Annotated in this window: 20 protein-coding genes and 1 tRNA gene; 12 read left to right on the forward strand and 9 right to left on the reverse strand. The window is 69.2% G+C overall.

Translation table 11 applies throughout. The features are described 5' to 3' along the window. Nucleotides 1–49: 49 nt before the first annotated feature. From H4Q84_RS20805 to H4Q84_RS20815, 3 genes are all read left to right on the forward strand, one after another. Complete coding sequence (locus H4Q84_RS20805; protein ID WP_248580977.1) at nt 50–1237, forward strand: NADP-dependent malic enzyme; 1188 nt, start codon at nt 50–52, stop codon at nt 1235–1237. Between the two features lie 122 nt (nt 1238–1359). After that, nucleotides 1360–2328 carry a zinc-binding dehydrogenase gene (locus tag H4Q84_RS20810; RefSeq protein WP_248580978.1) on the forward strand — a complete coding sequence of 323 codons (969 nt, stop codon included), beginning with the start codon at nt 1360–1362 and terminating at the stop codon, nt 2326–2328. Then, the gene (locus tag H4Q84_RS20815) at nt 2325–3023 is read left to right on the forward strand and encodes an SDR family oxidoreductase (RefSeq protein ID WP_248580979.1); all 699 of its coding nucleotides are present in this window, start codon (nt 2325–2327) and stop codon (nt 3021–3023) included. The genes H4Q84_RS20810 and H4Q84_RS20815 overlap by 4 nt, the downstream gene beginning before the upstream one ends. Here H4Q84_RS20815 and H4Q84_RS20820 read toward each other — a convergent pair. Both H4Q84_RS20820 and H4Q84_RS20825 read right to left on the reverse strand, forming a co-directional pair. Further along, nucleotides 3020–3538, reverse strand: a complete 519-nt coding sequence (locus tag H4Q84_RS20820) for a nitroreductase family deazaflavin-dependent oxidoreductase (protein ID WP_248580980.1) — start codon at nt 3536–3538, stop codon at nt 3020–3022. The two genes, H4Q84_RS20815 and H4Q84_RS20820, sit on opposite strands and share 4 nt — an antisense overlap. 21 nt (nt 3539–3559) lie before the next feature. Beyond that, nucleotides 3560–4168, reverse strand: a complete 609-nt coding sequence (locus tag H4Q84_RS20825) for a TetR family transcriptional regulator (RefSeq protein WP_248580981.1) — start codon at nt 4166–4168, stop codon at nt 3560–3562. Between the two features lie 143 nt (nt 4169–4311). Here H4Q84_RS20825 and H4Q84_RS20830 point away from each other — a divergent pair, with 143 nt between their 5' ends. The 5 genes from H4Q84_RS20830 (at nt 4312) to H4Q84_RS20850 (ending at nt 8336) form a co-directional block, all read left to right on the forward strand. Beyond that, nucleotides 4312–5400, forward strand: coding sequence for a ferredoxin reductase (locus H4Q84_RS20830; RefSeq protein ID WP_248580982.1), 1089 nt, complete (start codon nt 4312–4314; stop codon nt 5398–5400). Between the two features lie 56 nt (nt 5401–5456). Beyond that, nucleotides 5457–6548 carry an acyl-CoA desaturase gene (locus H4Q84_RS20835; RefSeq protein ID WP_248580983.1) on the forward strand — a complete coding sequence of 364 codons (1092 nt, stop codon included), beginning with the start codon at nt 5457–5459 and terminating at the stop codon, nt 6546–6548. A 10-nt stretch (nt 6549–6558) separates the two neighbouring features. Then, on the forward strand, nt 6559–6774 hold the full coding sequence (locus H4Q84_RS20840) for a hypothetical protein (RefSeq protein WP_248580984.1): 216 nt from the start codon (nt 6559–6561) through the stop codon (nt 6772–6774). A 39-nt stretch (nt 6775–6813) separates the two neighbouring features. Further along, a complete protein-coding gene (locus H4Q84_RS20845; RefSeq protein ID WP_248580985.1) occupies nt 6814–7407 on the forward strand; it encodes a response regulator transcription factor in 594 nt (197 codons plus the stop codon). 161 nt (nt 7408–7568) lie between these two features. Continuing rightward, the gene (locus tag H4Q84_RS20850) at nt 7569–8336 is read left to right on the forward strand and encodes a GAF and ANTAR domain-containing protein (RefSeq protein WP_248580986.1); all 768 of its coding nucleotides are present in this window, start codon (nt 7569–7571) and stop codon (nt 8334–8336) included. A 6-nt stretch (nt 8337–8342) separates the two neighbouring features. On the opposite strand, the gene H4Q84_RS20855 is transcribed toward H4Q84_RS20850, so the two are convergent. After that, nucleotides 8343–8600 carry an ANTAR domain-containing protein gene (locus H4Q84_RS20855; RefSeq protein ID WP_349238429.1) on the reverse strand — a complete coding sequence of 86 codons (258 nt, stop codon included), beginning with the start codon at nt 8598–8600 and terminating at the stop codon, nt 8343–8345. 231 nt (nt 8601–8831) lie between these two features. Between H4Q84_RS20855 and H4Q84_RS20860 the strand changes: the two genes are divergently transcribed. Together H4Q84_RS20860 and H4Q84_RS20865 are read left to right on the forward strand one after the other, a co-directional pair. Then, entirely contained in the window at nt 8832–9641 is an 810-nt protein-coding gene (locus tag H4Q84_RS20860; protein ID WP_248580988.1) for a sigma-70 family RNA polymerase sigma factor, read from the forward strand. Nucleotides 9642–9710: 69 nt separating this feature from the next. After that, the gene (locus H4Q84_RS20865; RefSeq protein ID WP_248580989.1) at nt 9711–10157 is read left to right on the forward strand and encodes a hypothetical protein; all 447 of its coding nucleotides are present in this window, start codon (nt 9711–9713) and stop codon (nt 10155–10157) included. 115 nt (nt 10158–10272) lie between these two features. On the opposite strand, the gene H4Q84_RS20870 is transcribed toward H4Q84_RS20865, so the two are convergent. The 5 genes from H4Q84_RS20870 to H4Q84_RS20890 all read right to left on the reverse strand — a co-directional run bounded on the left by H4Q84_RS20870 (nt 10273) and on the right by H4Q84_RS20890 (nt 17172). Beyond that, nucleotides 10273–10944 carry an HAD family hydrolase gene (locus tag H4Q84_RS20870; protein WP_248580990.1) on the reverse strand — a complete coding sequence of 224 codons (672 nt, stop codon included), beginning with the start codon at nt 10942–10944 and terminating at the stop codon, nt 10273–10275. A gap of 51 nt (nt 10945–10995) precedes the next feature. After that, entirely contained in the window at nt 10996–11835 is an 840-nt protein-coding gene (locus tag H4Q84_RS20875; RefSeq protein WP_248580991.1) for an alpha/beta fold hydrolase, read from the reverse strand. Continuing rightward, on the reverse strand, nt 11832–12803 hold the full coding sequence (locus tag H4Q84_RS20880) for a helix-turn-helix domain-containing protein (RefSeq protein WP_248580992.1): 972 nt from the start codon (nt 12801–12803) through the stop codon (nt 11832–11834). The genes H4Q84_RS20875 and H4Q84_RS20880 overlap by 4 nt, the downstream gene beginning before the upstream one ends. 280 nt (nt 12804–13083) lie before the next feature. Further along, nucleotides 13084–13260: a DUF6104 family protein gene (locus H4Q84_RS20885; protein ID WP_248580993.1), complete on the reverse strand. Its 177-nt coding sequence runs from the start codon at nt 13258–13260 to the stop codon at nt 13084–13086. Nucleotides 13261–13278: 18 nt separating this feature from the next. Further along, nucleotides 13279–17172: a multifunctional oxoglutarate decarboxylase/oxoglutarate dehydrogenase thiamine pyrophosphate-binding subunit/dihydrolipoyllysine-residue succinyltransferase subunit gene (locus H4Q84_RS20890; protein ID WP_282580281.1), complete on the reverse strand. Its 3894-nt coding sequence runs from the start codon at nt 17170–17172 to the stop codon at nt 13279–13281. 99 nt (nt 17173–17271) lie between these two features. On the opposite strand from H4Q84_RS20890, the gene H4Q84_RS20895 reads away from it, so the two are divergent. Continuing rightward, the gene (locus tag H4Q84_RS20895; protein WP_248580994.1) at nt 17272–17892 is read left to right on the forward strand and encodes a hypothetical protein; all 621 of its coding nucleotides are present in this window, start codon (nt 17272–17274) and stop codon (nt 17890–17892) included. Continuing rightward, complete coding sequence (locus H4Q84_RS20900) at nt 17889–18812, forward strand: LCP family protein (RefSeq protein WP_248580995.1); 924 nt, start codon at nt 17889–17891, stop codon at nt 18810–18812. The genes H4Q84_RS20895 and H4Q84_RS20900 overlap by 4 nt, the downstream gene beginning before the upstream one ends. Before the next feature lie 668 nt (nt 18813–19480). Here the strand turns inward: H4Q84_RS20900 and H4Q84_RS20905 are convergent. Then, nucleotides 19481–19555: transfer RNA gene (locus tag H4Q84_RS20905), tRNA-Arg, on the reverse strand. Between the last annotated feature and the right edge of the window lie 89 nt (nt 19556–19644).

Here is a 19644-nt window from a genome sequence, read left to right on the forward strand (position 1 = left end):
AGATGGACACGGCGGTCTCACGCTCGGGACGCGTGCCAGACTGACCGGCATGTCTGCCGATCTGACGCCCGCACACCCGCACGCCGGAGACCCCGTCTTCGACCTGCACGTAGGCGGCAAGATGGAGATCGTCTCGACGGTCGCGCTGACCGGTCGCGACGAGCTGTCGATGGCCTACACGCCCGGCGTCGCCCGGGTCTGCGAGGCCATCGCCGCAGACCCGTCGCTGACCCAGCACTACACGTGGGTGCCCAACACCGTCGCGATCATCACCGACGGCACGGCCGTGCTCGGCCTCGGTGACATCGGGCCCGCTGCGGCGATGCCGGTGATGGAGGGCAAGGCGGTGCTCTTCAAGCAGTTCGGCGGCGTCGACGGGATCCCCATCTGCCTCGACACCACCGACACCGAGGAGATCATCGAGACCGTCGCGCGGCTGGCCCCGAGCTTCGGCGGCATCAACCTCGAGGACATCTCGGCCCCCCGCTGCTTCGAGATCGAGAGCCGGCTCAAGGCGATGCTCGACATCCCGGTCTTCCACGACGACCAGCACGGTACGGCGGTCGTCGCGCTCGCCGCGCTGACCAACGCGCTGCGGCTGACCGGCCGGGACGCCGCGACCACCCGCGTCGTGATCTCGGGTGCCGGCGCGGCTGGTGTCGCCGTGGCCCGGATCCTGATCGAGGCCGGGGTGCGCGACATCGCGGTCACCGACCGCCAGGGCGTGCTCAACTCACGGCGTACCGACCTGACCGAGGTCAAGGCGGCCCTGGCCCGCGACACGGGTGACCGCTTCGACCGCAGCGGCACGCTGGCCGACGTGATGGCCGGCGCCGACGTCTACATCGGTGTCTCCGGAGGCACCGTGCCCGAGGAGGTCGTCGCCTCGATGGCACCCGACTCGATCATCTTCGGACTGGCCAACCCCAACCCCGAGGTGCACCCCGACGTGGCCCACCGCTACGCCCGCGTGGTCGCCACCGGTCGCTCGGACTTCCCCAACCAGATCAACAACGTGCTCGCGTTCCCGGGCATCTTCCGGGGTGCTTTCAACGTGCACGCCACCGCGATCACCGAAGGCATGAAGCTCGCCGCTGCGACAGCGCTGGCCGACCTCGTCGGCGACGAGCTGGCAGAGGACCTGATCATCCCGTCACCGTTCGACCCGCGCGTGGGCCCAGCCGTCTCCGCGGCCGTCGCGGCCGCTGCGCGTGTGGACGGTGTCGCGCGACGCTGAGCCGCGCCCGCTAGCGTTGGGTTTCGACGCGCCGTTGCGGCCTCGCAGGCTCGCCCACAGGCTTGCTCAACCTGTCTCCCCACGCCGCGCACTCCTCCGTCGTGCCCGGCTAGGGTCGACACATGTTCGCCGTCTACGCAGAGTCCTTCTCCTCCGACGACCCGCTGTCCGCCCTCGTAGTGGGTGAGCGCCCCGATCCGGAGGTGCCCGACGGGTGGACGACCGTCGAGGTGAAGGCGGCCTCGCTCAACCACCACGACCTCTGGTCGTTGCGCGGTGTCGGCCTCAAGCAGGAGGCGCTGCCGATGATCCTCGGCTGCGACGCGGCCGGCCTCGACGAGGACGGCAACGAGGTCGTCGTACACGCTGTGGTCAGTGACCCGCTCTGGACCGGCGACGAGACTCTCGACCCGCGGCGCTCGCTGCTGTCGGAGCGGCACCAGGGCACGTTCGCCGACAAGGTCGTCGTGCCGAAGGCCAACGTGGTGCCCAAGCCGGCATCGCTGTCGTTCGAAGAAGCCGCGTGCCTGCCGACCGCCTGGCTGACGGCCTACCGGATGCTGTTCGTGCAGGGTGATCTCAAGCCGGGTGACGCTGTGCTGGTGCAAGGCGCCGGCGGCGGCGTCGCGACCGCGCTGATCACTCTGGCCCGCGCGGGCGGACTGACCGTGCTCGCCACCAGCCGTGACGAGGGCAAGCGCGAGCGGGCACTCGAGCTGGGTGCCCACGACGTCTTCGAGTCCGGCGCCCGGCTGCCGGTCAAGGTCGACGCCGTCATGGAGACCGTCGGCAAGGCGACCTGGGGCCACTCGGTGCGTGCGCTGCGTCCCGGTGGCCGCATCGTCATCTCCGGTACGACGTCCGGCCCCGACGTCGACAACGCCGAGCTGACCCGGATCTTCTTCCTCCAGCTCAGCATCGTCGGCTCCACGATGGGCACCCGCGGCGAGCTCGCTTCGCTGATCAACCTGCTCGACGCCACCGGCGCCCGCCCGCTCATCGACCGCACCATCGCGATGGACCAGGCCCGCGAAGGGTTCGCCGCGATGGCCGGTGGTGACATCTTCGGCAAGGTCGTCTTCACGCGATGACGCGCACCCATCTGGTCACGGGTGCGGGGTCCGGCATCGGCGCCGCCGTCGCCGACCGGCTCCACGAGCGAGGCGACGCACTCTGCCTGCTGGCGCGCGGCGACGAGCGCGCCGACGACCTGCGTCGGCGCTTTCCCGGGGCGACGGTGCTCGTGGTCGACCTGGCCGACCCCGCTGCCGTCGGCGCCCTCACCGGGCTGCCCGACCGGCTCGACTCGGTGCTGCACGTGGCCGGCGTAGTCGACCTCTCGCCGGTCGCTGACCTTCCGCTCGCGCAGCTGCGGTCCCAGCTCGACGTCAACCTCGTCGCCCCGGCGCTGCTCAGTCGCGCCGCGCTCCGCGCCGTACGCCGCGCGCGCGGGACGTTCGTGTTCGTGAACTCTTCAGCCGGCCTGACCGCAGGCCCCATGTGGGCGGCGTACGCCGCGTCGAAGTTCGGGCTGCGTGCGTTCGCCGACGCGCTGAGGGCCGAGGAGGTCGAGCACGGAGTGCGGGTCACGACGGTGTTTCCGAGCCGCACGGCCACCCCGATGCAGGAGAAGGTGCACGAGCAGGAGGGCAGGGTCTACGACCCGGCCCACTGGATCCAGCCGGGGACGGTCGCCGGCACGATCCTGCATGTCCTCGATCTGCCTGCCGACGCGACGATCCCCGAGGTGACCGTGCGGCCGGTCGTGCCGCGGCCCGCGAGCTAGGAACTCGGCTCGAGGACGAAGACCCGGACGGCCCGCCCGCTGATGCGGGACAGGTACTTCAGGTAGCCGCCGTAGATGCCGGCTGCGTTGGCCATCACCGCGGCACGCTCGTCGTCGTCGGCCGGGCGCGCGACCACGTCGCGCATGGCACCGCGGAAGGTGACCGACGCATGCGGGTCGGCCTCGAGGTTCAGCACCCAGGCGGGGGTGGCCTGCTGGCCGAAGTTGGTGCCGAGCAGGGCGAGGTTGTCGTCCACCGGGATCGAGATCAGGTGGGTCGTGCGCCGGGCGCCGGACTTGCGCCCGGTCGTCGTGATGTCGAGCACCGGCAGCCCGGCCAGCAGCCCGGGCGCACTGTGGCGGCCACGCGTGACCTTGCCGACCGCCTTGTCGAGGCGGGGGAGCGTCTTCGAGAACGTCCACGCACCTGGCCGGGTCGACGCAAACACCTGTACGACGCGCTGGAAGACGTTCGGCCTCGAGTGGACGTAGCCCAGGTCGGTGGCGAGCCCCATGCCCGCAAGGTAGCAGCGGTGCTATGTCCGGGACTGCCAGTTGAGCGCGCCGATCAGCACCATCCGCAGCTGGGTGCGCGCGCGCTCGACGATCTTGGCCTCGCTCTCGGGCCCGGCCGCGATCAGCGCCTCGGCGGTCATCACGACCGAGCCGACGATGAGGTGTGCGAGCACCTGGAGGTCGTCGCTCGACCAGGCGTCGGTGGCCGGCAGCCGACCGAGGTCCATCGCGAGCTCTCGCTCGAAGAGCTCGATCTGGTGCCGGATCTGCTCGCGCACGCCCGGCGGCCCGGCCGTGCGCTCGCGGGTGATGAAACCGAAGTGCGCGCGCTGGGCGTGGACGTGCTCGACCAGCACCGCCAGGGAGTTGTCGATGATGTCGGCGAAGTCGGGGTCGCGGTGGCGTACGTCGCGGAGCAGCTCCCTCAGCGACACGAACGACTCGTCGACCAGAGCCAGTCCGAGAGCATCCACCGACGCGAAGTGCCGGTAGAACGCGGTCGGCACGATGCCGACCTCCTTGGCGACCTGACGCAGCGAGACGGCCGCGAGCGTCCCCTCGGCAGACAGCCGCAGAGCCGCGTCGAGGATCGCGCGGCGGGTGCGCTCCTTCTGCTCCGTACGGCTCACCGGGTCAGGATATCGATGAGTGAACGAACGTCCACGAACGAAGTGGGCGTGGGCCACGTCACTCCAGTCGGTGGTTGACCGTACCCGCGGTACCTGGTCATAGTTTTGGTGTACACACGTTCACTGAAATGTGAGGGAGACCGATGAGCCTGGCCCAGTCCCTGCTCCGCTCCCGGGCCGTCGCCGCGCTCACGTCGCCGCACGGTGTGGACCGCTACCTCGAGATCGTGAACCCGATGTGGGCAGCCGCCGAGGTGCGCGCCCGGGTGGTCCACGTACGCCGCGAGACGTCGGGGGAGCACCCGGTCGCGACCCTGACGCTGCAGCCGACCTCGACGTGGCGCGGCCACCGGGCCGGCCAGTACGTCCAGGTCGGCGTCGAGCTGCCCGGCAGTTCGCGTCGCCTCGCCCGGTGCTTCTCGATCTCCTCTGCCGCGTCGGCGCCGGGGGAGCAGTTCACGCTGACCATCCGCGCCCACGACGAGGGCCAGGTGTCGAAGTTCCTGGTGCGCGACGCGCGGCTCGGCCAGGTCCTGCACCTCAGCCAGGCAGACGGTGAGTTCACGCTGACGGGCAGCCCGGCAACGCCCAGCCCGCACCCGGTCCTGCTGATCAGCGGCGGATCGGGCATCACGCCGGTCATGTCGATGGTCCGCACGCTGCTGCGTGACGGGTACGACCGTCGGGCCAACCGACCGGTCACGTTCGTCCACTACGCGCGGTCGGCCGGCGACCAGATTTTCGCCGACGAGCTCGCCGAGATCGCCGCAGCCGACAACGACATCGATGTGCACGTGCACCACGGTGACGACCGGTTCTCGGCCATCGCGCTGGCCCGGCTCGTGCCCGGTTTCCGCGACGTCGACACCTGGGCCTGCGGGCCGGCCGGACTCATCGACCTCGTGTGCGCGGCGTACGACACGAGCGACCGGCTGCGCCTCGAGTTCTTCAAGCCGCCGAGCGTGGCCTCCGGCTCCGCCGACGGCGACGTCACATTCACCACCAGTGACCGATCGGCCGCCAACACCGGCACCCCACTGCTCGTGCAGGCGGAGGCAGTCGGTCTCACGCCGGTGTTCGGCTGCCGGATGGGCATCTGCTTCACGTGCATCTCCCGCAAGACCGAGGGCACGGTCCGCAACGTGCTCACGGGCGAGGAGTCCTCGCTGCCCGACGAGGACATCCGCATCTGTGTCTCTGCCCCGGTCGGCGACTGCGTCGTCGACCTCTGACGTCTCGATGTGGGCCTGCGGCCCTACTCGACCACCGAATGAACGGAAGGAACACCATGACCACCACCCTGACCCCCGACCAGCTCGAGGAGTTCGGCAACGAGCTCGACGCGATCCGTCAGCGCGTGATCGCCGACCTCGGCGAGGACGATGCGGCGTACATCCGCGACATCGTCAAGAAGCAGCGCCAGTTCGAGATCGCGGGCCGGGCGCTGTTCTACCTGCCGCCCGCCTGGCCGTTGGCTGTCGCTGCACTGAGCGTGTCGAAGATCCTCGACAACATGGAGATCGGCCACAACGTCATGCACGGGCAGTACGACTGGATGGGCGACCCCGGCCTGAGCTCGCGGATGTACGAGTGGGACAACGTCTGCCCGAGCGAGCAGTGGAAGTACAGCCACAACTACATCCATCACACGTTCACCAACATCCTCGGCAAGGACCGCGACATCGGCTACGGCGTGCTGCGGATGGACGAGGACCAGAAGTGGCACCCCTACTACCTCGGCAACCCCTTGTACGCCGTGTTGCTGATGGTGTTCTTCGAGTGGGGCGTGGCGATGCACGACCTCGAGGTGGAGAACCTCGTCGCGGGCAAGCGCAAGGTCTCCGAGAACAAGGCCCTGCACCGGGGCATCATGCGCAAGGTCAAGCGTCAGGCGCTGAAGGACTACGTGCTGTTCCCGGCGCTGACCGGCCCCTTCTTCCCGCTGACGCTGGCAGGCAACGCCACAGCCAACCTGGTCCGCAACATCTGGGCCTTCAACATCATCTTCTGCGGTCACTTCCCGGCGGGCGTCGCGACGTTCTCCGAGGAGGAGTGCGAGGACGAGTCGCGTGGTCACTGGTACTACCGGCAGCTGCTGGGCTCTGCCAACATCACCGGCAGCCCGCTCTTCCACCTGATGAGCGGCAATCTGAGTCACCAGATCGAGCACCACCTGTTCCCCGACCTCCCGGCCCGCCGATACCCCGCGATCGCGCCCGAGGTGAAGGCACTGTGCGAGCGCTACGACCTGCCCTACAACACCGGGCCGCTGGGCAAGCAGCTCTGGAGCGTGGCCAGCAAGATCTGCCGCCTCGCGCTGCCGGGCAGGTCGCGATCCCACGATCCGGAGCCGGTTGTCGAGCCGGCGTTGGCTGCCTGAGACTGAGGACATGAAGGATCACCTCAGCAAGGGCGAGATCCGCAAGGACGCCGTACAGAACGTCGTCGAGGCAGCCGCCGACACCGTCGGCCAGGTGACGACGATCATCACCGGCGCGGTGCGACAACTCGCTGGGGTGCTGGGCGGATTCGCAACGGAGGTGTTCGAGATCAAGGACGCAGCCCGCCAGGCGGCCGAAGACGACGAGCGGGATGTCGAGGCCTGACCGGCTGCATGATTCCCGCGGCAACGGGTACTTGACTGCATGCTTCGTGTTGCCATCCTCGACGACTACCCCGTCGTCGTCTCCGGACTCCGGGCCATGCTCGAGCCGTACGCCGACCGCGTCACCGTCGTGACCCTCAACCGGGGCCAGGTCGCCGGACCCGGCATCGACATGGTCCTGTACGACGCGCGGCTGGCCGACACCGACGTTCCGCTGCGTCAGATCATCGGCGCGTTCAAGATGCCCGTCGTCCTCTACACGTGGGGCTTCTCGCCGCGGCTCGCCCGCGAGAGCCTCGCGGCCGGCGTACAGGCGTGCGTGTCGAAGTCGCTCGACGCCGTCGATCTGGTGACCGCGCTCGAGAAGGTCGCCGGTGGCTCCGTCGTCGTCATGCCAGATCCCTGTGCCGATGCGGCGGGCCGACCCGTGCACGAGCACGGCCTCAGCGCCCGCGAGCTCGAGGTGATCGTGCTGGTGGCGGACGGCCTCAGCAACCAGGAGATCGCCGAGCGCAGCTTCGTGTCGGTCAACACCGTGCGGACCTACATCCGGTCGGCCTACCGCAAGATGGGCGTGGAACGACGTACGCAGGCGGTCCGGTGGGTGACGGAGCACGGACTGGACTCCCGTTGAGGGACGGGTCTCGGGCACCCGCGGGGGTTCAGCAGCGAGCCCCCGTGGGCCAGGGTCGTGTGACATGATCGGGTCACGTCGGAGGGCCGTCATCGTGACGGACCATGCGTTGCCGGCATCTGCCGCATGAGAAGCACACGGGCCGGAGCTGGAGCACCACGATGACCACCACCGAACCGCCACCCGAGTACGACTTCCCCGAGCTGCTCGGCTCGCTGCACTCGCTTGCGCTCAGCATCGACGAGGTACAGACCTTCCTCGAGGAGGTGGCCCGGCTCGCCGCCAGTCTCGTGGAGCCGCCGGCCTCCTGCGGCATCACCACCCACTACGACGGTCGCCCGGCGACAGCCGCGACCAGTGACCTGCGCGCCTCCCTCATCGACGAAGTCCAGTACGGCGCCGGTGACGGGCCGTGCCTGACCGCCATGCGCACCGGCGAGGTCATGGAGATCCGGGACCTTGACAATGAGGAGCGGTGGCCCGAGTTCGTCACCGCAGCCCGCGAACGAGGGGTGCGCTGCATCCTGTCCATGCCTCTCGTGGTCCGCGGTGAGCGACGCGGGGCGCTCAACATCTACGGCTTCGAACGGCCGGAGGACTTCAACGAGGACGAGATCGCGCGCGCGAGAGTGTTCGCAGCGCAGGCGGCGACGGCTCTGTCGCTCACCCTGCGCCACATCGAGCAGGGGGAGCACGCCACCCAGCTCGAGGGCGCACTCCAGTCACGCTCGGTGATCGACCAGGCGATCGGCCTCTTGATGGGACAGCAGAAGTGCGACGCAGACAGCGCGTTCGCCCTGCTGCGGACGCACTCGCAGAACAACAACAAGCGGTTGCGTGACGTGGCCCGTGAGCTGATCGAGCGGCAGACCGGCCGCCCGCTGAGTCCGACGCCGACGTTCCGCCGCTCGGGCGACACCGTTACCTGACCCGACTCAGTCGGCCGGCTCCTGGCCGTGGGGGGTGGCCCGGCGCAGCACCTGCTCCACCACGCGCGCCAAGGCGGGTAGGTCGCCGGTGCCGTTGCTGAGCGAGAGCACTAGGGCCGCGGCGAGATCGCGCACCTTGGTGTTGGTGTTCTGCGACCACCGCATCAGGAGGCCGAACGCGGTGTCGGCGTCGACTCCGTAACCGAACATCAGCACGCCCTTGGCCTGGTCGATCACGGGTTGGCTGCTCAGCGCGTCGCACAGGTCGTGGTTCTCACGGCGGCGACATCGTAGAGGTCAGTCATCATGGTGCGATTCCTAGGTGCAGAAGCCGGGTGCGACGAGTTGTCGCTGGCTGATGTCCCAACCGCCCCGGAGAGTGCCTGACAGATATCAACCGCTCTGCAGGACTTGCGGTGATTCGGGAGAGGGGTATGGTCGGGCTACCGCGTCAGGCAGCCGGCCGGGATCCCTTCACACTCTGTGGAGTTCCTGATGACTATTCTCGTTGACCGATCTCGTGGTGCCCAGCCTTCCCGGGCCGAACGTTCTGCCCTGACCCACGACCTGTTCGCCCGACTTCACGCCGACCCGGCCGCGCCCGATCCGGACGACCTGGTCGATCAGATCGTTCGCCTCAACCTGCGCATCGCCACCGCGGTCGCGGCCCGCTATCGCGGTCGGGGCGTCGACGAGGAGGACCTGCAGCAGGCCGCCTCGCACGGCCTGGTCAAGGCGGTGCTGAATTTCGACCCGGCGCATGGCAAGGACTTCCTGACCTACGCCGTCCCCACGATCCGCGGTGAGGTGCAGCGCTACTTCCGCGACTACAGCTGGACCGTCCGACCGCCGCGGCGCATCCAGGAGCTGCAGTGGCACGTCAGCCAGTGCGTCGACCGGCTCTCGTCCGAGCTGGGGCGGGAGCCCACTGAGGAGGACGTGCTGGCCGACCTCGACATCGGCTACGCCGAGTACGCCGAGGCAGTCTCCGCCTACGGGTCCTTCCGACCGCCGTCGATCGACCAGCCGGTCGCAGATCTGGGCGGGCTCACGGTGGGAGAGGCCCTGGCCGACTCCGACAACTGGAGAGGTGCGGTGGAGGCGCGCCTGGTGCTTGCGCCGCTGTTGCGTGGCCTCACCGAGCGGGAGCGCCGGATCCTGCACCTGCGCTTCGTGGAGGAACTCACCCAGCAGCAGATCGGCGACGAGTACGGCGTCGCCCAGATGCAGGTCTCGCGGTGGCTGAGCGGCATCCTTCAACAGCTTCGCGACCAGCTCGAGCCAGACCTTCTCCAGGCAGGCTGACAGGCGGTCGAGACCATCCGGGAGCTGTTCACGGGCGACCTGGTCACCTACGACGGTGAGCTGTTCCGCGTGGACTTCGTGCGGCTGTGGGACCTGCCGGACGAGCCGATACCTATCGGCATTGCCGTCTCGCGTGACGCGACCGACGGCGCGGCGAAGATCGGTGCGGGTGCGCGGGCCATCGGTCAGATCCCGGTCTGCTGGGATGCCGACGAGGGGATCGCCGTACGGCGAGCGCAGCAGTTCCGCTGGTTCGTGGGCGGGTGGGCCGTCAGCGCGGACCTGCCCACCACTGCCGGCTTCGCGGGGGCGACGAAGCTCGTACGACCCGAAGACGCCTCCGACCAGATCGCCTGCGGCCCCGACCTCGACGTCATCGTGGAGAAGGTCGGGCCGTTCTGGGATGCGGGCTTCACCGACATCGCCCTGGTCCAGGTGGGTGGCGAGTCGTGCGGCACCTTCCTCGACAAGGCGGCAGAACCGCTGCTGGAGAAGCTACACGCGGCAGCCGGCTGAAGTTGGTGTCGGCAACCCGAGACGGCGTGGCCTGCGTGAGGCCTCACCGCGGCGGGTCGCCGACATCACCCGGTATCCCGAATCCCGCTGCTCAAACGGGGCCGACCCAGCGTGCTCAGCGAGACGGCAGGGCCGAGACGTGGGCGACTAGGTCGGCCGGGTCATCGTGGACAACGTCGGCACCGGCGTGCACGAGCTCGTCGGCGGAGAACCCGCCGCACCTGAGACCCACCGAGTACCACCGCAGGTCGCCGGCGGCACGCATGTCCCACACGGAGTCCCCGACGGCCAACCCCCGATCACCACCGACTCGCGCCAGGGCCACCTCGAGGAGCTCGGGTGCCGGTTTGCCCGTGTCGACCTGGTCGCCGGCCACCCACCCGTCGAGATCGCCGGCATCGTCGATCTTCTCGAGTGCCGCCCGCGTCTGTTCCTCGGACCCCGAGCTCGCCGCGACCACCCGGAAGCCGTGCTGCTTGAGCGAGCTGATCAGCCGGTGTCCGCCGGGCATCACCTCGACGTGGTGCATCGCCTGCGAGTAGTGGGCGTCGTGACGCTTGCGAATCTCGTCACCAGCGGCCCGTTCGGTGCTGTCGCCGGCGAGATGTGGCACCAGCAGCTCGCCGGTCATGCCGATGGCGCGGTGGATGCGCCACTCCGGGATGACCCTGCCGACCTCGGCGAAGGCGTCGGCCCACGCGCGGACGTGGTGGTAGTTGGAGTCGACCAGGGTGCCGTCCACATCCAGCACGACCGTGTCGACGGGCCGTTCTTCGTCCCTGTGCATGCCGTGCGGTACCCGTGGAGGTCGCGATCATGCGGACTCAGCCCTCAGCCCTCAGACCGAGCGCGCCCGGCGGATGACCTCGGCCGCCAGCTCCTCCGGCGCCTCCTCGGGGATCCAGTGGCTGACGCCCTCGAGCACCTCGAGGTGGTAGTCGGCCTCGACGTACGACGCGGTCAGTTCGGCGCCCTCGCGAGCAATCGCGGTGTCGCCGTCGCTCCACACATGGGTGGTCGGCACGCTCACCCGCCGACCCAGGCCGCGCGGGGTGGGGAGAAGCATGGCGCGGTACCAGCCCAGCGCGTGCGGCAGCGCACCTGTGAGCACGACCTCGTCGCGGTAGCGGCTGATCTGTTCCGCGGTCATGCCCGAAGCGCGCAGGAAGCTCTCGCCGTATCTGCCCGACAGCACGTGCTCCGGCAACCAGGGCAGCTGGAACGCCACCATGTACCAGCTCTTGCGGAGCTGCCTCACGGTGCGGAACGTCTGCACCATCGCGCGCGGATGCGGCACCGAGACGGCGGTGAGGGTGCGCACCACCTCCGGTCGGGAGGCGGCCGTGGACCAGGCGACGGTGCCGCCCCAGTCGTGGCCGACGAGGTGTACGGCGTCGTGGCCGGTCGCCTCGATCAGGGCGACGACGTCGCCGACGAGCTGGTCGAGCCGGTAGTCGTGCCGCCCGGACGGACGCGCCCCGGGGGAGTAGCCGCGCTGGTCGGGAGCGACCGTGCGGAAGCCGGCCGCATGCAGGTGCGGCACCACAGTGGCCCAGGACGTCGACGTCTGCGGGAAGCCGTGCAGCAAGACGATGACGTCGCCGTCGGCCGGACCCTCGTCGCGGACGTCGAACGTCAGCCCGTCATGCGTGTACGACGTGAGGAGAGGCCCCATCATCCGGCCCGCGTGTCGGCTGACCGGAAGGTCTTGCGGTACTCCGCCGGCGCCAGCCCGACCCGGTTGCCGAAGTGGTGCCGCAGCAGGGCAGCGGAGCCGAAGCCGGCGCGGTCGGCGACGGTCTCGATCGGCAGGTCGGTGCCCTCGAGCAGCATCCGGGCGTGGTGCAGCCGCTGGGCCAGCAGCCACTTCGCCGGCGTGGTGCCGGTCTCGGCGGCGAAGCGGCGGGCGAACGTGCGCTCCGACATCGATGCCCGACGAGCCAGCAGCCGCACCGGCTGCTCCTCGTCGAGGTGCTCACGCATCCACTCGAGCACGGGCTGCAGGGTGTCGCCGGCGACCTCGGGGACGGGCATGTCGATGAACTGTCGCTGTCCGCCGTCGCGTTGCGGCGGCACGACCATGCGGCGGGCGATGCGGGTGGCGACCGCGGCGCCGAGCTCGCAGCGCACGTGGTGCAGGCAGGCGTCGATGCCGGCGGCAGTGCCGGCGCTTGTCAGGATCCTGTCGTCCTCGACGAAGAGCACGTCGGGGTCCACTCGGGTGGCCGGGAATCGGTGCTTCAGCTCGTCGGAGTGCCGCCAGTGGGTGGTGCTGCACCGACCGTCGAGCAGCCCGGCCTCGCCCAGCGCGAACGCGCCGGAGCAGACCGACAGCAGATACGCGCCTTCGGCGTGGGCCTGGCGGAACACGTCGAGCACCGCTTCGCTGGGAGTGCCGAGCGTGTAGTCGTAGGCCGGCGCCACGACCAGGTCGGCGCCGCGGGCGGCGTCGAGCCCGTGCGGCGCGGTGATGGTGATGCCGTGCGAGACCTCGAGCGGCACACCCGGGGTCTCGGAGCAGAGCAGGAACTCGATCAGCGGCACGCCATCGTCGGTGCGGTCGATGCCGAAGACCTCATGGACGACGCCGAGCTCGAAGAGGGTGGGGCGGCCGGGGAGCACCACGGCGACACGGGTGAGAGCCATGCGGACGAGTATGGCAGAAAGTTTGCGAACGTGGTCATTCGTGCCACTCGTGGCAGCAATGCGGCGGTGGCAAAGTTACTGCCATGAACATCTTTGCGGACCTGAACGCAGTCATCGCAGTCGTCACCATGTCGCTGGTCCTGATCGGACTGGTCGTCGCCCTCGAGCACAATCACCGTCGTACGGCGGGGTTGCCGCACGCGCCGTTCGGAGCCGACGCGGAAGACGCCGACCTGGCGCGCGTCCGCCGCGAGCTCAGCGCCGCCCGCGCCCGGGCGACTCAGTCGTCGGGATCGTCCTCGCGCGCCAGCCACGTGGCGAAGCGCTCGACGGCGCTCTCGAACTCCGGATGCGTGTCGGTGAACTCCTGGAGCCGGTCGGCCACCCAGGCGAGGGTGACCTCCTCGTCGCCCCGCCTGGTCTGGAGCTCCTCGATCCCCCGATCGGTGAAGTACACGCGCAGTCCCGGCCGGGCTCAGTAGTCGGCGCCGGACGCGCCACGAGCCGGAGCGAAGGCAGCCGCGATCAGCGACTTCTGCTCCTCGGCGTGCCGCTTGATGGTGCCGACCGACGGTGACGCGGACGCGAGCCGGGTGACCGGCTCGACGTCGACGTCGAGACCGGGCCACACGTTGAGCGCGAAGTGCGGCCACGGGCCCATGTTGACCGGCTCGTCCTGCACCCAGCGGATCGCCTTGAGGTTGGGGTACTTGGCGATCTCGGCCCGGATGTCGTCGATCGGCTGTGGGTAGAGCTGCTCGACGCGGCCGATGGCGAAGGCCTCGGCGTTGTCGCGCTTTGCCCGCTCGACCATGAGGTCCCAGGTGACGCGGCCAGAGCAGAGCAGCAGCGTCTCGACCTTGGCGGCATCAGCGTTGTCATCGCCGATGAACGGGCGGAACGTGCCCTCGGTGAAGTCGGACGGCTGCGAGGCCGCCTCCTTCCGCTTCAGCATCGACTTCGGCGTGAAGACGATCAGCGGCCGGTGCTCCTCGCCCAGCGAGTGCCGCCGGAGCAGGTGGAAGTACGACGCGGGCGTCGACGGCTGGGCAACCGTCATGGTCTCCTCGGCGCACATCATCAGGAAGCGCTCGATGCGGGCCGACGAGTGGTCGGGCCCCTGGCCCTCGTAGCCGTGCGGCAGCAGGAGTACGACGCCCGACTGCTGGCGCCACTTGGTCTCGCCGGCGCTGATGAACTCGTCGATGACCGTCTGGGCGCCGTTGACGAAGTCGCCGAACTGCGCCTCCCACAGCACGAGCGCGTCGGGACGGGCCACCGAGTAGCCGTACTCGAAGCCCAGCGCGGCGTACTCGGAGAGCAGCGAGTCGTAGATGTGGAACTTCGCCTGGTCCTCGGTGAGGTTCGTCAGCGGCGTCCACTCGTCGGCGTTGACCCGGTCGATGATCGTGGCGAAGCGCGAGACGAAGGTGCCGCGGCGGGAGTCCTGGCCAGCCAGCCGCACCGGGCGGCCGTCCATCAGCAGCGCGCCGAGCGCGAGGATCTCGCCGGTGCCCCAGTCGATCGGGCCGTCGGCGATCGCGGCCGCACGACGCTGGAGCTGCGGCATCACCTTCGGGTGGACGGTGAAGCCGTCGGGCGGAGTGATGTAGGCGTCGGCGATCCGCTTGAGCACCTCGGGCGTGACCGCCGTCGCCGTGTCGCCGGTCGGCTTCTCGGGGTAGTCGGGCACCGTGGTCCACTCCGACACCGCGTCGGAGCTGGCCTCGCGCACCTCGGTGAAGACGCGCTCGAGCTGCAGTTGGTAGTCCTTGAGGACCTGCTCGGCCTCGTCGAGCGTGATGTCGCCGCGACCGATCAGCGACTCGGTGTAGAGCTTGCGCACCGAACGCTTCTGCTCGATCAGGTCGTACATCAGCGGCTGCGTGTACGACGGGTCGTCGCCCTCGTTGTGGCCGCGACGGCGGTAGCAGACGAGGTCGATGACGACGTCCTTCTTGAACTCCTGGCGGTACTCGAACGCCAGACGGGCCACGCGGATGCAGGCCTCGGGGTCGTCGCCGTTGACGTGGAAGATGGGCGCCTGGACCATCCGCGCGACGTCGGTGCAGTAGAGCGACGAGCGCGACGAGCCGGGGGAGGTGGTGAACCCGACCTGGTTGTTGACGACCACGTGGATGGTGCCGCCGGTGCGGTAGCCGCGCAGCTGCGAGAGGTTGAGCGTCTCCGCGACGACTCCCTGACCGGCGAACGCCGCGTCACCGTGGATGAGCAGGGGCAGCACGGGGAACTCGACGCCTTTGTTGAGGACGTCCTGCTTGGCGCGGGCAATGCCCTCGAGCACCGGGTCGACAGCCTCGAGGTGTGACGGGTTGGCCGCGACCGACACCTTGATCTCGTCACCCTTGCCCGACACGAAGGTGCCCTCGGCGCCGAGGTGGTACTTCACGTCGCCGGAGCCCTGGACGGTGCGCGGGTCGATGTTGCCCTCGAACTCGCGGAAGATCTGGGAGTACTTCTTGCCGACGATGTTGGCCAGCACGTTGAGGCGGCCGCGGTGAGCCATGCCCATCGTGACCTCGTCGAGCTTGACCTCGGCGGCGGCCTCACAGATCTCGTCGATCAGCGGGACGGTCGTCTCGCCACCTTCGAGCGAGAAGCGCTTCTGCCCGACGAACTTGGTCTGCAGGAACGTCTCGAACGCCTCGGCCTGGTTCAGCTTGAGCAGGATGCGCAGCTGCTCCTCGCGCGGGGTCTTGGTGTGCGGACGCTCGACCCGCTCCTGGATCCAGTGGCGCTGGTCGGGATCCATGATGTGCATGTACTCGATGCCGGTGGTGCGGCAGTAGGAGTCGCGAAGGATGCCGAGAATGCTGCGCAGCTTGAGGAACTTGCGACCCTCGCCACCGAACGAGCCGGTCGCGAACTCGCGGTCGAGGTCCCACATGGTCAGCCCGTGAGACTCGATCTCGAGGTCGGGGTGGCTGCGCTGGCGGTATTCCAGCGGGTCGGTGTCGGCCATCATGTGACCGCGCACGCGGTAGGCGTGGATCAGCTCGAGGATGCGGGCCTGCTTGCTGATGTCCTCGTCGTGCGAGGTCGCGATGTCCTTGGCCCAGCGGATCGGCTGGTAGGGGATGCGCAGCGAGCGGAAGATCTCGTCGTAGAAGTCGTTCTCGCCGAGCAGCAGGCCGTGCAGACGCTTGAGGAACTCACCCGACTGGGCGCCCTGGATGACCCGGTGGTCGTAGGTCGAGGTCAGCGTCATGACCTTGCTGATCGCGTTGCGGGCGATGGCCTCCTCGGAGGCGCCCTGCCACTCGGGCGGGTACTCCATCGCGCCGACGCCGATGATCGCGCCCTGGCCCTTCATCAGCCGGGGCACGGAGTGGCTGGTGCCGATGCCGCCCGGGTTGGTCAGCGAGATCGAGGTGCCCTGGAAGTCGGTGACGGCGAGCTTGTTGTCGCGCGCCTTGCGGACGATCTCCTCGTACGCCGTCCAGAAGGCCGCGAAGTCCATGTTCTCGGCCGCCTTGATGGCCGGGACGAGGAGCTGCCGGCTGCCGTCGGGCTTCGGGACGTCGATGGCCAGACCGAGGTTGATGTGGGCCGGGGTGATCAGGTTGGGCTTGCCGTCGACCATGTCGAAGCCGACGTTCATCTCGGGCATCGAGGCGACGGCCTTCACCAGCGCGTAGCCGACGAGGTGGGTGAACGAGACCTTGCCGCCGCGGGCGCGGGCGAGGTGGTTGTTGATGACCGTGCGGTTGTCCCACAGCAGCTTGACCGGCACCGAGCGCACCGACGTCGCGGTCGGCACGGTCAGCGAGGAGTCCATGTTGACGACGGTGCGGGCCGGCGCGCCGCGCAACACTGTGAACGTGGGCTGGTCGCTGGCCTCGGAGCGGGCGGGCGGCGTGGGGTCCTTGGCGACCGGCGTGCTCGTGCCCTGCGCCGGCTCGGCGGCGGCAGCAGCCGGGCGCGGCTTCGCCTTCGGCGTGGGGGTGCTGGCGGGCTTGGCCTCAGCGGGCTTCGTCTCAGCGGGCTTGGCCTCCGGCGCAGTCTCGGCCTTCTTCTCCGGCGCGGCCTTCTTCGCTGCCGCGGGAGCTGCCTGTTGCGTCGACCGCTGGGGGGCCGCCTTCTCTGCGGCTGGCGCGGCCGTCGTACCGTTGCGCGATGCACCAGCGGCGCCCATGCCGTGCGAGGTGAAGTAGGCCACCCACTCGGGGGCCACGCTGCCGGGATCCTTCTGGTACTGCTCGAGCATGTCCTCCGCGAGCCACTCGTTGGCTCCCAGGTCAGTGCCCGGGTCAGCGCCTGCTGACTCGGTGGAGGTCTGGTCAGGACGAGAGGACTGCGGCACGGCTTTGTTCGCCTCTTCCGGGATCGCGCGCGGTGTGTATGGCAACGCGACAAGGCTAGACCCACGCGCGAACAAATGCAGGGGCGAGGGGTCCGATTGCGGCAGGGTGTTACCAGTGCCACACGAGCAGGGAATGAGCAGCAGATGAGAAGGCCGATCCAAGGGCGCGTCGCGGCCAGAACTGTCGCCGCGATCTGCTTGACGATGATGACCGCGTGCTCCAGCGACGAGCCGTCACGACAGGCGCCGTCGGAGCCGTCGGCCACCACGGCGACGGTCACCGAGCCGAGTGCGACCGGGTCGGCAGCCGCCGCGCCTCTCACCACCGAGGCCGAGGTGAAGAAGGTCGTCGGCAAGCTGAAGACGGGCGGACGTGGCCAGCTGGTCCGCCAGATCGTGCCGGTCATCGACACGTGGTGGGAGGCGGCGTACGTCGGTGGCACCTGGCCGCGCACCACGTTCGGCGACGCGTTCCCCGGCTTCACGCAGGGCGCCACCAAGGAAGCCAAGCGCGACAAGGACCTGCTGAGCAACGCCGACATCGGCGCAACGACCACCGCCGTCACGGCGACGAAGCGCGACGTACGCCTCGACGTCATCGCGCCCTCGGGTCGCGTCGCCGGCGTCACCGCCCGCATCGCGCTCGACTTCGAGGCGACCGGCGACCAGTCGCACAAGGTGTCGGTGCGCGGCCGCGTGTTCCTGACCCGCAAGGCGGGCGCATGGCGCATCTTCGGGTACGACGTCCGCAAGGCCGTGAAGTGACCGGCCGGCCAACGTGGCTGACCTGGCGGGGCGCCGCGCGCACCGTCGTACTCACCGTCGTGCTGTCGGTGTGCGGGCTCACCGTGCCCGACTCGGCGGTGCAGCCGACCGACGTCGCCCTCGTGCGGGTCACCAAGGCCTCCGGTGTCGCCAACAACCCCGACGTCATCTGGATCCTCGCCGTCGGCTCCGACGCGCGGCCCGGCCAGGACATGATGCGCAGCCGCGGCGACGCCCTCCAGCTCGTCGGCATGAACACCCACACGGGCGCGGCCACGGCGATCGGCGTACCACGTGACTCGTGGGTGAGCATCCCGGGCTACGGCAAGGAGAAGATCAACGCGGCGCTCTACTTCGGCGGCCCGCAGCTGATGGCGTCGAGCATGCGCAACCTCACCGGCATCACCGCCGACTACGTGATGGTGACGCGGTTCCCGTTCTTCGAGCGGATGGTCAACGACATCGGTGGCATCACCGTGTCCAACCCGCGACCCTTCTCCGACGAGTACCTCAAGGACAACGGCTTCAGGAAGGGCCGCATCCACCTCGACGGCTACAACGCGATGGCCTTCTCGCGGATCCGCAAGTCACTCGCCGGGGGAGACTTCGAACGATCGGCCAACCAGCAGCGGACCCTGCGCGGCATCCAGGCCAAGGTCGCGTCCGAGGCCGAACGCCCGGGCTTCATCGAGCGCGGAGTGCTCACCGTCCTCAAGCACCTGGGCACCGACGCCGGGCCGGCCGAGCTGTTCCGGATCGCCCAGGCAGTGGCGCTCGTCGACCCGCGCAAGATCACCACGTGTGTCGTCTCGGGACGCGTCGGGTACGCCGGCGCGGCCAGCGTGGTCTTCCCCAACGTCGCGCAGGCCCAGCGCTGGGGCCGTGAGGCGCGCAATGACGCCCGCCTCGAGCACTGCTGATCGGGCCCTGACGGATCTGCGACCGGACGCAGTCGCCCGACGCCCGCCGTGAGTGGAACCGCGTGCGATCAGGGCTTCATCCAGTGCGGGTGCTGGCGGTCTCCCTTGCAGACATACCTGCGACCCATCGCGTCCCACCCATTGCGGTTGTAGCTCGCCTGCGGGCAGAACTGACCGCCTCGGATGCAGGTCCCCGACGACGTCTTCGTGCACGTGCGGACCTGAGCCTCTGTGCTGGATTGATAGCTGGCGGACGCTTGGGCTGGACCTGAGATGAGGGCGACCGGCGCCGCGATGGCGATGAGTGAGATCAGGATGCTGACGATGCTGGTTCTGAACTTCACGTGGTCCCCTTGGCAGCTTCACCCGCTCGTCGGTCGAGCGGGCCTCGCTCAGAGTGCGCCAAACAAGCCCGCGGTGCAGAGGAACAGGGAAAGTTGGTCCGAACGGGCCACGGTGGCAGGCGCACGCCGGGACCTTGTTGCCCGGACAGGTCCACCGCGTTGAGACAGCCGCGTCCTGGCTTCCATGTAACGCGCCGATACTCCGACTACTGCGCCCACCGGTGGGCGCGGCAGATGCAGCAATGGCGCGTTACCTGGGCAAGCGCCGCCAGAGTGACAGCAGCCGAACCCACGAGGTGGGTCCGGCTGTCGCATGTGAAGTACTGGTGCCCCCGGAAGGATTCGAACCTTCGCCCCCGCCTCCGGAGGGCGGTGCTCTATCCCCTGAGCTACGGGGGCCAGCATGCTGGCCACTGTTGTCGCGTGGTGCAGCACTGACCTTACAGGCGTGCGTGTCCGTGAGTGAAACCGGTTCGGGGACTGCGCCT

It is taken from the genome of Nocardioides sp. InS609-2 (genome assembly GCF_023208195.1).
Lineage (GTDB): Bacteria > Actinomycetota > Actinomycetes > Propionibacteriales > Nocardioidaceae > Nocardioides.